The sequence below is a fragment of the Psychrobacter cryohalolentis K5 genome (assembly GCF_000013905.1).
In the GTDB taxonomy this organism is placed as follows: domain Bacteria; phylum Pseudomonadota; class Gammaproteobacteria; order Pseudomonadales; family Moraxellaceae; genus Psychrobacter; species Psychrobacter cryohalolentis.
In genome coordinates, this window is the sequence record NC_007969.1 from 426395 (window position 1) to 440293 (window position 13899).

General features: G+C 43.0%; 12 protein-coding genes. 7 read left to right on the top strand and 5 right to left on the bottom strand.

Annotated elements, in window-relative coordinates; all coding sequences use genetic code 11:
• Positions 1–84 precede the first annotated feature (84 nt).
• The 3 genes from PCRYO_RS01815 to PCRYO_RS01825 all read left to right on the top strand — a co-directional run bounded on the left by PCRYO_RS01815 (position 85) and on the right by PCRYO_RS01825 (position 4982).
• Positions 85–1107 (top strand): cell division protein ZipA C-terminal FtsZ-binding domain-containing protein, encoded by a 1023-nt coding sequence (locus PCRYO_RS01815; RefSeq protein ID WP_011512720.1) that lies wholly within the window; start codon positions 85–87, stop codon positions 1105–1107.
• Between the two features lie 179 nt (positions 1108–1286).
• Positions 1287–3362: an NAD-dependent DNA ligase LigA gene (gene ligA, locus PCRYO_RS01820; protein ID WP_011512721.1), complete on the top strand. Its 2076-nt coding sequence runs from the start codon at positions 1287–1289 to the stop codon at positions 3360–3362.
• Between the two features lie 3 nt (positions 3363–3365).
• On the top strand, positions 3366–4982 hold the full coding sequence (locus PCRYO_RS01825; protein WP_011512722.1) for a DUF2971 domain-containing protein: 1617 nt from the start codon (positions 3366–3368) through the stop codon (positions 4980–4982).
• A gap of 48 nt (positions 4983–5030) precedes the next feature.
• Here PCRYO_RS01825 and PCRYO_RS01830 read toward each other — a convergent pair whose 3' ends face one another.
• The 4 genes from PCRYO_RS01830 to PCRYO_RS01845 form a co-directional block, all read right to left on the bottom strand.
• A complete protein-coding gene (locus tag PCRYO_RS01830; protein WP_011512723.1) occupies positions 5031–5561 on the bottom strand; it encodes a hypothetical protein in 531 nt (176 codons plus the stop codon).
• A 273-nt stretch (positions 5562–5834) separates the two neighbouring features.
• A complete protein-coding gene (locus PCRYO_RS01835; protein WP_011512724.1) occupies positions 5835–6245 on the bottom strand; it encodes a hypothetical protein in 411 nt (136 codons plus the stop codon).
• A gap of 334 nt (positions 6246–6579) precedes the next feature.
• On the bottom strand, positions 6580–9018 hold the full coding sequence (locus PCRYO_RS01840) for a YgiQ family radical SAM protein (protein ID WP_011512725.1): 2439 nt from the start codon (positions 9016–9018) through the stop codon (positions 6580–6582).
• A 183-nt stretch (positions 9019–9201) separates the two neighbouring features.
• Positions 9202–9669, bottom strand: a complete 468-nt coding sequence (locus PCRYO_RS01845; protein WP_011512726.1) for an Lrp/AsnC family transcriptional regulator — start codon at positions 9667–9669, stop codon at positions 9202–9204.
• 251 nt (positions 9670–9920) lie between these two features.
• Here PCRYO_RS01845 and rarD point away from each other — a divergent pair, with 251 nt between their 5' ends.
• The gene (rarD, locus tag PCRYO_RS01850; protein ID WP_011512727.1) at positions 9921–10931 is read left to right on the top strand and encodes an EamA family transporter RarD; all 1011 of its coding nucleotides are present in this window, start codon (positions 9921–9923) and stop codon (positions 10929–10931) included.
• A gap of 104 nt (positions 10932–11035) precedes the next feature.
• Here rarD and smpB read toward each other — a convergent pair whose 3' ends face one another.
• Complete coding sequence (gene smpB / locus PCRYO_RS01855) at positions 11036–11512, bottom strand: SsrA-binding protein SmpB (RefSeq protein WP_011512728.1); 477 nt, start codon at positions 11510–11512, stop codon at positions 11036–11038.
• Between the two features lie 254 nt (positions 11513–11766).
• Between smpB and coaD the strand changes: the two genes are divergently transcribed.
• The 3 genes from coaD (at position 11767) to bioA (ending at position 13898) form a co-directional block, all read left to right on the top strand.
• Complete coding sequence (gene coaD, locus PCRYO_RS01860; protein ID WP_011512729.1) at positions 11767–12279, top strand: pantetheine-phosphate adenylyltransferase; 513 nt, start codon at positions 11767–11769, stop codon at positions 12277–12279.
• A 71-nt stretch (positions 12280–12350) separates the two neighbouring features.
• The gene (locus PCRYO_RS01865; RefSeq protein WP_011512730.1) at positions 12351–12599 is read left to right on the top strand and encodes a YfhL family 4Fe-4S dicluster ferredoxin; all 249 of its coding nucleotides are present in this window, start codon (positions 12351–12353) and stop codon (positions 12597–12599) included.
• A 3-nt stretch (positions 12600–12602) separates the two neighbouring features.
• Positions 12603–13898 carry an adenosylmethionine--8-amino-7-oxononanoate transaminase gene (gene bioA, locus PCRYO_RS01870; RefSeq protein WP_011512731.1) on the top strand — a complete coding sequence of 432 codons (1296 nt, stop codon included), beginning with the start codon at positions 12603–12605 and terminating at the stop codon, positions 13896–13898.
• Position 13899: the final 1 nt, after the last annotated feature.

Genomic DNA, 13899 nt, shown 5'->3' on the forward strand with positions numbered 1-13899 from the left:
GACGATGTTAATTAGCCATGCTAGACTATTGCCATTTATTCCCTCTTATGTATTCTCTTTTGTCGTAGATTAGGATTATTTCTCATGACCGCTATTCAGTTTATATTGATCGCCATTGCTGCATTGATTGTGCTTGCCGGGCTAATTATGGTCATGCGTAGCTTTAAGCGTCGCAAAAATGCAGAAGCTGCCGCGGTCAATTATGATAAAAACGGTATTCCTATCATACCGCGTCATGAGCGCAATATCGTCGACCAGCCAGATTTAGACGACACGATCGCTGGCGAAACCAGTATCACGCCTGACCGCAGTTATCTGAATGCAGTCGTTGAAGATGCACCTTTGAGCCAAGCGCGTCAGCAAGACGATGCACAGCTGATGTCTGGATACGATAATGTTAGTAGTGATGTAAACGATAGCTATAGCCAAGTAAATGATGAAGATTATGCGCGCTGGCAGGCAGAGCAGCATAACGATAATAGCGAATTTACCTCTGCTGCTGAGCAAATGCATATTGAACAAGAGCCTGATGCGTTTTCAAGCTTGGTATCGGCAACTGACAGCCTGATGCCATCTATTGATACGGCAGAAGAGCCAAGTTTCAATGATAATAGCCCGATACTTGATCAGCATTTATCAGAGCCGGTCGATGATACGCAAAATGCACCACTTATCAATGCCAAAGACAATATCAATATCACCATCTTGCCGCACCAATATCGTGACCGTCCAGCAGCGTTGATTCGCGGTCGTGATTTATTGGCATTGATCGATAAATATGGTCTGCGTTATGGCGCGATGAATATGTTCCATCGCTATGAGCAAAAAGACGGCACCGGTATGCTATGGTTTAGTATGATGGGCATCACCGATAGTGGTATCGCCCCTTTTGATCCGCATAGCGTGGCGACCAATAACTATAACGGCGTGGTGGTATTTTTGTCTTTGCCGCATCCGCAAGCGCTGCGCAGTTTTGATAGTATGATGAGCATCGCTTATATGATGGCAAGCGATTTGGACGCTGTGATGCTAGATGAAGAGAACGACCCAATCACGCCTGAATACAAGCAACAATTACGCAACCAAGTGCGCGATTATGAAGGTTGATCGCTACCAAAGTTGATTACAATTGATAAATAGTATCAGTACTAAAAAAGGCAAATAGCGATGACGTTATTTGCCTTTTTACTTTTGCAAACCAGTCATTTTCATTAAAAGTTTATCCGAGTATCTTGCAAACTTGTTATCATATCGACATCTTGAATTGCAAAGAAAAAACACCGACTATGACTGACCCTATCGCACCGCTTACCTCTAAAGACATCAATACTGCAAAATCTGCAGCAAACGAAGATGCTATCGTGGCTCAAATGCGCACGTTTATTGATGCCCTTAAGAAGCACAATTATGCCTATTATGTGCTCGACAATCCCATCTTAGAAGACAGCGAATACGATCAGTTGCGTCGCTCTTTATTGGAGCTTGAAGAAGAATATCCCGATTTAATACAGCCGGATAGCCCAATCAATCAAGTTGGCGATATGCCGCTATCGGCATTTACGCAAGTCACCCATGATATTCCGATGCTGTCGCTTGGCAACGTCTTTGAATACGATGATTTGCGTGATTTTATGCGCCGCGTTAATGACCGCTTAAGCGTGGCTCAGCAAAGCCCTGAATACGAGATGGAGCTAAAGCTAGATGGCTTGGCGGTATCGCTCAAATATGCTTATGGCAAGTTTGTCCAAGCGGTGACACGCGGTGATGGACAAACGGGCGAGGATATTACCCAAAATGCCAAAACTATCCGTAACTTGCCGCTATGGATTCCTGCTGCAAGCGATATTGAGCTATTAGAAGTACGCGGTGAAGTGCTGATGCCGAAAGCGGGCTTTGAGCGTTTGAACCGCCTTGCTGAAGAAAAGGGCGACAAAACTTTTGCCAATCCACGCAATGCTGCCGCTGGAAGTTTAAGACAACTTGATCCCGCCATTGCCGCTAGCCGTCCGCTCGCGTTTTATTGCTATTCTGTCAATCAAGGGTTACCTGAGCATATCAAAACCCAATCAGCAGCGCTTGCTTGGCTAAAAACCATTGGCTTTACCGTCAGTGCAGTTGAGGTAGTACAAAATCCACGCGAGGCTCAAGCCTATTATGAATCGGTAAAGGAGACACGTGGCGATCTGCCGTTCGAGATTGATGGTATGGTCATCAAGGTCAATAGCTTGGCGTTGCAGCAACAGCTTGGTTTTTTATCGCGTGAGCCGCGCTGGGCAACCGCTTATAAATTCCCTGCCGAAACCGTCATGACACGCTTGCATGCTATCGAGTGGCAAGTCGGACGCACTGGCGCGATTACTCCAGTCGGTAAATTAGAACCCGTGAAAGTCGGTGGCGTCACGGTCAGCAATGTCACGCTGCATAACTTTGGTGAGATTCAGCGATTGGATGTGCGTGCAGGCGATATGGTCAGCGTCCATCGTGCAGGGGATGTGATACCTAAAGTCACCCGCGTTTGGACAGATCAGCGTCCAGAAAACTCTGAACCCGTTAAGTTGCCATCGACTTGCCCAGTATGCGACTCGCCAGTGGTGCTGCCCAAAGATGAAGCATTGGCGCGTTGCACCGGTGGGCTATTTTGTCCCGCGCAGCAGGTCGAGGCGCTCATTCACTTTGTCTCGCGTCGGGCGATGGATATCGATGGCTTAGGCGCAAGTTGGCTGATTAGCTTTTTTGAGCACGGTTTGGTCAAGACCGTTGCCGATATCTATCAGTTGCACAATCATCAAGAGGAGCTGATTACGCTTGAGAAACTGGGCGAAAAATCTGTTCAAAATATCCTCAGCGCTATCGAAGCCAGTAAGCAGACGACGCTCGCACGCTTTATCTATGCGCTGGGTATTCGCGGTGTCGGTGAGACGACGGCGCAAAACCTCGCTCAACAATTTGGCGATCTTGATGCCTTAATGTCTGCCAGTATCGAAAAACTGCTACTCACGCCAGATGTGGGTGCTATTACCGCTGAACTTACTTATAAATTCTTTCGCGCACCGCATAATATCGAAGTCATCAATGCATTACGCGAGGCAGGCGTGCATTGGGATAAGGTTGAGCAGGTCGCGTCAGAAGGATTGCCGCTCGATGGTCAAACATGGGTGATTACTGGCGCGCTTGATAGCATGGCACGCGATGAAGCCAAAGCCAAACTGCAAGCGCTTGGTGCCAAAGTATCTGGTAGCATCTCTGCAAAAACCACGGCGTTACTGGCAGGTGATAAGGCTGGCTCAAAAATGGCAAAAGCTGAAAAACTGGGCGTTAAAGTAGTGGGTGAAGAAGAGTTTTTGGTGTTGGTTGGGGAGTAGAGTATGAGTGTCGACAATATGGAAAATTTAGACGAAGAAACTCGTAAAAAAATTGAAAAGTTACTTAAGGTGACGCGTGAGAAAGATGGTAATGAGAGTTATGCCAGTGCACAAATTGATAAGGGTTTGATTTATTACAATCTTAATCAGCGTAAACAATCTTATGAATCTTTCAATAATATTAATAAGTCTGATAGCTTGACTCGTTATATGATGGCACAATTTGGTATGGGGGGTATGTTAGCTGGAGACAGTAAGTTTAATGAGGCGTTAAAAGTTTGGAGTAATATAAAAGGGTTAGGAGACTCTTTAGAGACTGCTGGTTTAAAGTTTAGAGTAGGTGTTGCTCTTTTAGAAGATAGTTTTTCTGAGTATGATGAAGCGAAGCAGTATTTTATCGAAGCGATAGAATATTATCCATATGAGTCATATTGTTACCAAAAAATATGTAATTTACTTTCAGATTCACGATTGAAGGTAGCTGGTAAAAAATCTTTGCAGCTATTAAATAAGACGTTGGAAATTGTGGAGATATTAAAGTTAGATTTTGAACCAGATTCTAGTGACAATAAATCCCCTGAGAGAAAACTTGCTCATTATACAAACACTAGTATTACTAACCTTTTATTAGAAAAGAATGAAGATGGTAGCCTACCAAGTTTTTTTCGTCTTAATACTATTAATAATGTTAATGATCCAAGCGAGGGACATTTATTAGTAAACTATTTGAAAGGTATAAGAGAAAATTCTTTCTATGCACCAGATTTTGATAAAGATTTACATGCATTCATTAGCTGCTTTACATTCAATCATGATAGCCTTAATCAATTTCGACTATATGGAAAAGAAGCTGATAAAGAAGCTTCAGGTGTCAGTCTTGTATTTAAAAAGGAGTTTTTTCAGCTAGATAATTCTTTAGGAGGGCTATCTTTCCTATCCTTTGAAAGTAACATCCAGAGTGCAAATAGAGATATTTCTACTTTAGTAATTAATAAACATTCAAGTATGAAGGAAAGCTTGAGTAGTAAAACTAGAGTTAGCAAACAACCAGTAATGAGGTGTGTGTATATAGACCCCACTTCTAGTTATATCCAACTAGCTCAGCGAAATCGTATAACTTTTTTTCGTGAATTCGGTAATGAAACTGTAGTAGTACAAAATAGAGAAAAAAGTAAGGCAGAATATGAGTGGGAAGAGTATAAAAAATATATAGATGAGAAAACTGTTGCCTTTAGTGACGCTTTTCGTACTCTAAAAAGTACTTATGAATCTATAATAAAGGAGAAGAAAGCGATAGCAAATGATGATTTGGAGTCGTCCAATAAAATCGATATATTGATAAACGAGATTCTTCTACCTTTAAAGTACTTAATCAAGCATTCTGCTTTTCAAGAAGAGCAAGAGTGTCGAATGGTATATGTGACCTCAATAAATGCGCCTGAAGTTAATATTGCACATAAAAAGCTTCTATTTGTTGAGTACGAAGCTGAAGTAAAAGAGACTCTTAACAAAGTATATATTGCGCCCGCCGCAACTGAATATCAGCTTTACTTAGCTTGGCTACTCCGTAATACTGATGTCAAAATCGAACTCTCAAATAACCCTTATCGCCAAATTTAATATCTTTTAATGGCGTGTGATACGAAATAAAAAACACGCTATTAACTTCTACTCCGCCATCTCACCATGCGCCTTCACTTCACCTTTCTTACCATCTGGCTGTATCACGATAGGTAATACCAACCCTTTAGCAAATTCCCCAACCAACACATAATCATAGCTGCTGGCAGCGATATCAGGCGTGGTATGGATGATTAGCTTCATTTCTTTATCATCGGTCAATTCATGTGAGACATAGCTTTCACTCAGCTGATCCAAGGCTTTCGATAGCGCCTCGTTACTTGCCATACTTACGGTCAGATTATGCTGAGCCGTAGCATTATCGACTTTGAAATACTCTGCATAATCGCGGACATTTTGGCTATCGAGCGCAAACGGATATTGATAATTAGCGAGATCGGCTGGCTTTTCGCCGCTATCCATAACTGACCAATCTATCGTATTTGCTACCGCTGAGCCCGTTGTCGATACTGATGTATCCATTTTTTTAGCCGTAGTATCCGTACTATTATCGCAGCCTGACAGCGCCCACATACTGGCAGTCGTAATGATGAGCATGGTTATAAGACGCTTTGGCATCGAGGTATCCTCTTTATGATAAGTCATGAGATGTTTTGATAGAGGCGCTATTTTGACAGCTTTCTGTGTGCTTCTCTAGCGAAATGCAAAAAAGGATGCTTTTCACTCTAGCAATTTCTTATTCTAGTAAGTCAGATAAGAAGACGAGTTTTCTATAAACCGTTTAACAGAGCAGCCATAAAAAAACAGCCATCTTTCGATGACTGTTTGTGCTAATACTCAGTTTAATAATGATACATTTATGATTATAAATGAATGATTAAACCGAAATAACTATCTACCTACTTGGCAGTTTACTTGGTATTCTTTACCATTTGCCCATTTCATAGCGAAGATACCTTTGTCGTCTTTCATGTGCCATGCATAGACCACTTCTGGGTTTGACTCATTCACATAGCTTGCTGTATCGCCTTGAACAGCGCCATTCAAGATAATTGGCTGGTTTGCCCAGTTTACTTTAGGCAAAGTGGCGTTTAGCATTACTTGCTTCTTATTGATTGACTGCTTTGCCAAGATTTTGCTGCCATCAGTACAGGTATAAGGTGCTGGTGCCATACGGTCATAAGCGGCGTCAGTGACGCTTTCTGAAGCAGGTGTATTTGGCGTAGTAGGAGCAGTAGTCGCACAAGCGCTTAATAGGGCAAGTGCAGGTAGAGCAGTAGCAAGTTTGGTTAGGGTATTCATGGCATTCTCCAAAAGTACAAAAGTCATCGTGTATTTGTTATTAACTATGCGTTAAGCATATAGCGCATATAGTATCCAAAACTCACTTTATAGAATGTTAGAAATTGTTTGTTACGTGTTCACTTGGTTACTTAAACACTGATTACTGTAACGATTGATTTAAGGATGCTTAATGAATTTCTGATTTGCTTACTTTCAGCAAGCAGCATAATCAATTTCAAGATCAAATAAAAAAGCGCCTATCAACGTGTGGCTGATAGGCGCTTATCTAATTAGGTATTAGCCAATAGATATTATTGATCCACTGTATGACAGCAGATTAATAATGATTTGATTACTTGGTTTTACGTGGTGGTAGACCGGTATGCTGAGTTTGGAAGTTGCCTTTACTCACTGGCTTTTTGCCGCCAGTATTTTTGCCCGCAGCACCTTTATTTGACCAGCTGTCAGCTGTTTTATTGCTACGTTTCACCGAGTCATTACCCAGACGGCTGTTTTTCTTACGCGCTGATTGATAGCTGTCTTGCGCCGCATCACGACCTTCTAAGCTGGCATTAAATGGCGGGATTAAGCAGCCGCGATTTTTACCAATCAAATCACCGCGCCCCATATCTTGCAGGGCTTTACGCAGCATTACCCAGTTTTTTGGATCATGATAGCGTAAGAAAGCTTTGTGCAATTTGCGCTGCTTACCTGATTTGACGATATCCATATCACCTTCGTCACGGCTGATTTTATGCAGTGGGTCTTTATGCGTGTGATACATGGTGGTCGCGGTCGCCATTGGGCTTGGGTAAAACGCTTGTACTTGGTCAGCGCGGTAGCCATTGCCTTTTAGCCATAGCGCAAGATTCATCATATCTTCATCTTTGGTACCCGGATGGGCGGCGATAAAGTAAGGAATCAAATACTGCTCTTTGCCCGCTTCTTGGCTGTATTGCTCAAACATGGCTTTAAATTTGTCATAATTACCCATGCCCGGTTTCATCATTTTCGACAAAACGTTTTCTTCTGAATGCTCAGGGGCGATCTTGAGATAACCACCGACATGATGGCTGACCAATTCTTTGACATATTCAGGATCTTTAATCGCCAAATCATAACGTAGACCAGAGGCAATAAGGATTTTTTTCACGCCTTTAATATCGCGAGCTTTACGATACAACTGTGTCAAATTGCTGTGATCGGTAATCAGATTTTCACAAATATCAGGATAAACGCAAGACGGTTTACGGCAATTTTTCTCAATAGTTTCATCTTTACAGTTTAGACGATACATATTGGCAGTTGGACCACCAAGATCAGAGATAACGCCGGTAAAGTTCGGCGCAGTATCACGAATGGCTTCGACTTCACGTAGGATAGATTCTTCTGAGCGATTTTGGATAATGCGTCCTTCGTGCTCGGTGATAGAGCAAAAAGTACAACCGCCAAAACAGCCACGCATAATGTTGACCGAAAACTTAATCATGTCATAAGCAGGGATACGCGCATCGCCATAACTTGGATGCGGCAGGCGAGCGTAGGGCAAGTCAAACACGTAATCCATCTCTTCCGTCGATAAAGGAATCGGTGGCGGATTGAGCCACACATCGATAGAGGTATGTGAGTTACCGGCGCCACTGCTATGACGCTGTACCAACGCGCGTGCATTACCCGGATTGGTCTCAAGATGCAAGATACGGCTAGCATGAGCATAAAGCACAGGGTCAGATTTGACATGCTCATAATCAGGCAGACGAATGACGGTTTTCTCACGCGGCGGCATTTTAATTTTATGCTTACGTGCTGTCATCGGTTTAGTAAAGCCACGCATTTGTACGACTTGTGTCTCTTCATCGACTTGGTCAGTATTCAAGATTTTATTGGTCACTGGTTCAGACACAAATCCTGGATATTGCCCTGACATTGATTGTCCAACAGGAGAGGCGCTAGGCTTATCTTGTTCGATTGAGCATTGGTCAAGATCTTCGGTCATCACATATGGGTTGATAATCGGATCAACACGACCAACGGTATCGACATCATTACTGGCAACTTCGGTCATGCCTGCTTGCCAATGACGGCGCGTCGGCGTGAGCAAGTACGCTGTACCGCGCAAATTGCTCATTTGCTCAAAGCTATAGCCTTTTGATAGACCATGTACCACATCGACGATGGCGCGCTCAGCATTACCATATAATAAGACATCAGCACGGGCATCAAGCAAAATACTACGGCGTACTTTATCTGACCAATAATCATAATGCGCGATACGGCGTAGACTGCCTTCGATACCGCCTAAAATAATCGGCACATCAGGATAGGCTTCACGGCAACGCTGACTATAGACGATAGCCGCGCGGTCAGGACGTTTGTCCGCGACGTTGCCAGGAGAGTAGGCGTCATCACTACGGATCTTACGATCAGCCGTATAACGGTTAATCATGCTGTCCATGTTGCCCGCCGTCACGCCATAAGCGTAGACAGGTTTGCCAAGTTCCATAAAGGCATCTTTACTCTTCCAATCTGGCTGAGCAATGATACCGACACGGAAACCTTGTGATTCTAGCAAGCGCCCGATAATCGCCATACCAAAGCTTGGGTGATCGACATAAGCATCGCCCGAGATAATGATGACGTCACAGGCATCCCAGCCAAGCTCATCCATCTCTTTGCGGCTCATTGGCAAATAAGGCGCAGGCTCGTAGCAGCTTGCCCAATGTTTGTCGTAGTCGTAAAGGGGTTTGGTGCCTTGTTTAAAGGCGGTGCGGGCGATGGTATCGGCAGACATGGGATAACCTTAATCAGAAAAAATGCATATATATAATAGCCATTATAGATAACGGTAGTTGATGGCTAATTTAAAGGCGCTCATTTTAACATGAATAACGTTCATGATGTAATAAACGTATTAGCGATAAGTTATTGATAGCGCAGAGTAATCTATGGATAGCTATTAGGCAAAAAGCAGCTATCAATCTAAATAAATCTTCGTACCACTCTTGGTAAAGTTCATCACAAATTGACTCTTAAAATTACGTACATTATTTTCGTAAGTGAGCAAATTGCGAGTGAACTGATGATAATCCTTCATATTTTTAGCACTCACCATGAGCATAAAGTCAGCATCGCCAGATACTTCATAGCAGCTCATCACTTGCGACTGGGCATTCATCAAACGCTCAAATCGATGCTGCATAGAGTTATTGGAGCGCTCCATCTCTACCATCACCACCGCCGTCAAGCTATAACCAACCTTGTGAGGGTCTACTATAGCCACTTGCTTAGTAATCACCCCATTGTCTATCAGCGCTTGCACACGCCGTTGAGCCGTAGCGATAGACACGTTGACGTGTTCTGCAAGGGTTTTTAAAGGCAATGTCGCATCATCTTGCATCAAATTCAAAATGGACTTGTCGGTCTTATCTAGTGGTTGATTCATAGGGTTTCGCTTTAAGGTGAAGACATTAACAGAGGATGATTACAACTCACTTATTATAGAAGTACTGTCACTATAAATCATAAAGTAATAAATTATTAATAATTTAGGTAACTATAAGATAAATATATTCATATTAAGATGAATATAGAGATTTTTTCACAACCACTGGCTATAAACTAAGCTTTATATATTAGAAAATAATAATCTCTATCAAATAGTGTTCTCACTGCTCATGCAAATAAAGGTGCTTTATGTCTACTTCAATCCTAACCAATACTGTAGCATCGACTTTGTCGCGTTTCCCGATGCCAGCAATGTGGACCAAAGGCAGCGTGCAGCAGCGCACTTTAATGATGGGTGTAGCACTAGCAGTCCTATCCAACGTATTGTTTGGCGTGCTATATGCTTATAGCAGTTTTTTAGCACCGTTATCAGGGACACAAGTATTTATCTGGCGGATGCTGGCAATGTGGGCGGCATTGGTGGGATATTTGCTGATCAGTGGGCGCTTAGGTTTTCACATCGATAAACTCAAAGCATTAGGCTCTGTTAAACAATGGGCATGGTTGCTATTGCCCACACCAATATTCTTAAGCCAGTTTTGGTTATTTATGTGGGCGCCAGTCAATGGGCAGGGCGTACAGACCGCGATGGGTTATTTTTTATTTCCGCTCATGATGGTGGTGTTTGGATGCGTATTGTTCGGTGAAAAGTTAAGCCGTTTGCAATGGTTGGCGGTTGCTTTTGCCGCAGTTGGAGTCGGCAGTGAGATTGTACGTACGCAAAGCGTCTCGTGGGCAACACTATGGGTCTGCGGTACTTATCCTGTTTATTATATTTTGCGCCGTTTGCAAGGTATTGGCGCAGTTACTGGGTTATTGATTGATTTAACCATATTCGCACCATTTGCTTTGGCGTACTTATTTTTTATTGCCCCAAGTAGTTTAAGCTTAGTCAGCGGCTCTGGGTTCTTTATTGCGATGCTGGTAGGACTCGGCGTTATGAGCGTGCTGGCCATGAAAACCAACGTCGATGCTAGTCAAATGCTGCCAATGAACGTTTATGGTATGATGAGTTATTTGGAGCCCGCATTACTATTTATCTTAGCAATAACCGTTTTGGGCAATCCTTTTGAATCGGCGATGATTTATAGCTATGGTCTTATTTGGGTCGGGATAGCTTGTCTGATTGTGCATGGTGTACGTCAATTACGCCGCGCCCATCAACAATCGCAAACGACAGAAATTGCACCAGTTATTTGAAAATTAATCAATAAGAGTAATCGAATAAATAAAAACGGACGATTCAACATTATGCTGAATCGTCCGTTTTCAAAAGATTAACCCCAATCTTTTGAAAGAGGGCTTTAATCTAAATCCTTCTTAAAACCACGCTGCTTATCACGTTCCCAATCACGGTCTTTAAGCGTTTTACGTTTGTCATGCTGTTTTTTACCCAGTGCCAAGCCAATTTGACATTTTACCAGCGAGTTTTTCCAATAGCAGGATAATGGCACGCAGGCATAGCCTTTTTGGTTGACTGCACCCATTAGCTTTTCAATTTCGCGGCGATTAAGCAGCAGCTTACGGGTACGGATACTGTCAGGGCTGACATGCGTCGAGCTGGATAGCAGCGGCTGAATATGCGCGCCAAATAGGAATGCCTCATTATTACGAAAAATAATATAAGCTTCCGTAATGGTCATTTTGCCCGCGCGAATGGCTTTAACTTCCCAACCTTGTAACGACAGACCTGCCTCAAATGTCTCTTCAATAAAGTACTCATGACGAGCCTTTTTATTGGCACAAATTTGATTTTCCGGTTTTTTTGATTTTTTTGACATAATGTCTCCATAAGGACTGCTTAAATATATCTTGTCCCTATATTTCTAGTCTTACTAATTCCTCATCCTAACCCTTAAATGCGGGTTATTTTTTATAAATGCTAAACAGATGAGTCGAACTGGCTATTGTAACAAAGCTTCCGCTGCAAATGTAGCCGCGCTGTTAGGACAAATGTAGCAGATAAGTATTAAGTTTGGATAAAATTTGCTAGCATATAGCTTATTATTTTATCACCAACCACATTGGTCCTGCTATGAGCTCTTCTGCTACTTCTTCAAAATTGCATACCAAGATTCTATACCCTGGCACCTTTGACCCCATTACCAATGGTCATGTGGACTTAGTGACGCGCGCGACCAAATTATTTGACGAGGTGGTGATTGCAGTGGCATCTGGTCACCATAAAAAGCCGTTATTTAACTTTGAAGAGCGTGTGGCTTTGGTCGAGACCGTATTTGTTGATTTGCCGCAGGTATCCGTTATAGGCTTTGAGGGCTTGCTAGTCGATTTTATGCGTGAAAAAAATGCCACTGCTGTCTTGCGTGGTTTGCGTGCGATGTCAGATTTTGAATATGAGTTTCAACTCGCCAATATGAACCGCGAGCTTGATGAAAATTTTGAAGCCGTATTTTTGACGCCTTCGCAGAATTACTCATTCATCTCGTCGACCATGATTCGCGAAATTGCTAAGCTCGGCGGTGACGTGACAAAATTTGTGCCGCCTTGTGTCTCTGCAGCTTTTATTCAAAAGCTCGGTAATAAATAGGTCGCGTATCTGTGTTAGATTGCGTATTTCTTAATAAATAGAAATGCCTGATAGAAAAAAAGGAGCAGTCTATGGCGTTGTTAATTACGGATGAATGCATCAACTGCGATGTGTGTGAGCCTGCCTGCCCAAACGAAGCCATCTCAGAGGGCGATGATATCTATGTCATCGATCCTGACTTGTGTACCGAATGCGTCGGTCATTTCGATGAGCCGCAATGCGTGGTTATTTGCCCTGTCGATTGTATTCCTCATGATCCCAATCATATCGAAACCGAAAGTGATTTGATGTCTAAATACAAACGCATTACTGGTCAATAAAATATGACAACTGTATCAACCAACGATTTTGACCAGCAGCACCTTTGGCACCCGTATGCCAGCCTACCACCGACTTATCCCAATATCGTGATTGACCGTGCCGAAGGTATTTATATCGTTACTGAAGATGGTACGCGCCTGATTGATGGTATGTCGTCATGGTGGGCAAGCGTGCACGGTTATAATCATCCTAAGTTAAATGCGGCGATGATTGAACAATTGGGCAAAATGGCGCACGTCATGTTTGGTGGTTTAACCCATCAGCCAGCGATAGACTTGGGCAAAAAACTACTCTCAATCGTGCCCGCTGGACTAGACGCAATATTTTATGCTGATAGTGGCAGCATTGCCGTAGAAGTCGCATTAAAAATGGCGCTGCAATATCAGATTGCCGCCAAGCGTCCTAGTAAATGTCAATTTGCCTCGACTCATTCTGGCTATTATGGCGATACGTGGCATGCGATGAGTGTCTGCGATCCTATTAACGGCATGCATAGCCTTTATGGCAAGCAGTTGCCGATGCAGCATTTTGTCGCAGCACCACCAATGGGATTTGAGCGTGATTTAACCCAAAGTGAGCGTGAGGCATTAACTGAGTTTTTTGTCAAAAATAGCGATAAGCTTGCTGGATTTATCATCGAGCCGATTATTCAAGGCGCAGGCGGCATGCGCTTTTATAGTCCTCAGTATTTGCAACTGTTACGTAAGCTGTGTGATGAATATGATGTGCTGTTGATTGCCGATGAAATTGCCACCGGTTTTGGGCGTAGTGGCAAGTTATTTGCTTGTGAGCATGCCGCTATTAGCCCTGATATTATGACAATTGGTAAGGCACTGACTGGCGGTTATATGACTTTTGCCGCGACCCTGTCTACACGAGAAATAGCTGACACCATTAGCCAAAGTGATTACCCGGCACTGATGCACGGTCCCACCTTTATGGGTAATCCGCTGGCATGTGCCGTTGCTTGTGCCTCAATTGACTTAATAGTGTCCTATGATATTGAAGCGCGTACCGAAAATATGCAAGCCATTATGAATGAGCAACTTGCGCCAGCTGTGAGTTTAGAAGGTGTTAAGGAAGTGCGTTGTTTAGGCGCAGTTGCCGTCATTGAGCTAAATGAAGCGGTTGATATGCCTATCTTTCAAACGTTGCTCATTAATAATGGCATCTGGGTCAGACCCTTTGGGAAATTAGTTTATATTATGCCGCCCTATGTGATTACCGATGATGAACTTACCACTCTTTGCCAAGCGTTATTAAAAGTGGTCAGTAGTTATTTAACGCGAAAGGATTAAT

What these genes read in the sequence shown, in the direction of transcription:
- PCRYO_RS01825 (WP_011512722.1), top strand. Translation starts at nt 3,366, where the DNA reads ATGAGTGTCGACAATATGGAAAATTTAGACGAAGAAACTCGTAAAAAA.
- PCRYO_RS01830 (WP_011512723.1), bottom strand. Translation starts at nt 5,561, where the DNA reads ATGCCAAAGCGTCTTATAACCATGCTCATCATTACGACTGCCAGTATG.
- PCRYO_RS01835 (WP_011512724.1), bottom strand. Translation starts at nt 6,245, where the DNA reads ATGAATACCCTAACCAAACTTGCTACTGCTCTACCTGCACTTGCCCTA.
- ligA (WP_011512721.1), top strand. Translation starts at nt 1,287, where the DNA reads ATGACTGACCCTATCGCACCGCTTACCTCTAAAGACATCAATACTGCA.
- coaD (WP_011512729.1), top strand. Translation starts at nt 11,767, where the DNA reads ATGAGCTCTTCTGCTACTTCTTCAAAATTGCATACCAAGATTCTATAC.
- PCRYO_RS01840 (WP_011512725.1), bottom strand. Translation starts at nt 9,018, where the DNA reads ATGTCTGCCGATACCATCGCCCGCACCGCCTTTAAACAAGGCACCAAA.
- bioA (WP_011512731.1), top strand. Translation starts at nt 12,603, where the DNA reads ATGACAACTGTATCAACCAACGATTTTGACCAGCAGCACCTTTGGCAC.
- rarD (WP_011512727.1), top strand. Translation starts at nt 9,921, where the DNA reads ATGTCTACTTCAATCCTAACCAATACTGTAGCATCGACTTTGTCGCGT.
- PCRYO_RS01815 (WP_011512720.1), top strand. Translation starts at nt 85, where the DNA reads ATGACCGCTATTCAGTTTATATTGATCGCCATTGCTGCATTGATTGTG.
- PCRYO_RS01865 (WP_011512730.1), top strand. Translation starts at nt 12,351, where the DNA reads ATGGCGTTGTTAATTACGGATGAATGCATCAACTGCGATGTGTGTGAG.
- PCRYO_RS01845 (WP_011512726.1), bottom strand. Translation starts at nt 9,669, where the DNA reads ATGAATCAACCACTAGATAAGACCGACAAGTCCATTTTGAATTTGATG.
- smpB (WP_011512728.1), bottom strand. Translation starts at nt 11,512, where the DNA reads ATGTCAAAAAAATCAAAAAAACCGGAAAATCAAATTTGTGCCAATAAA.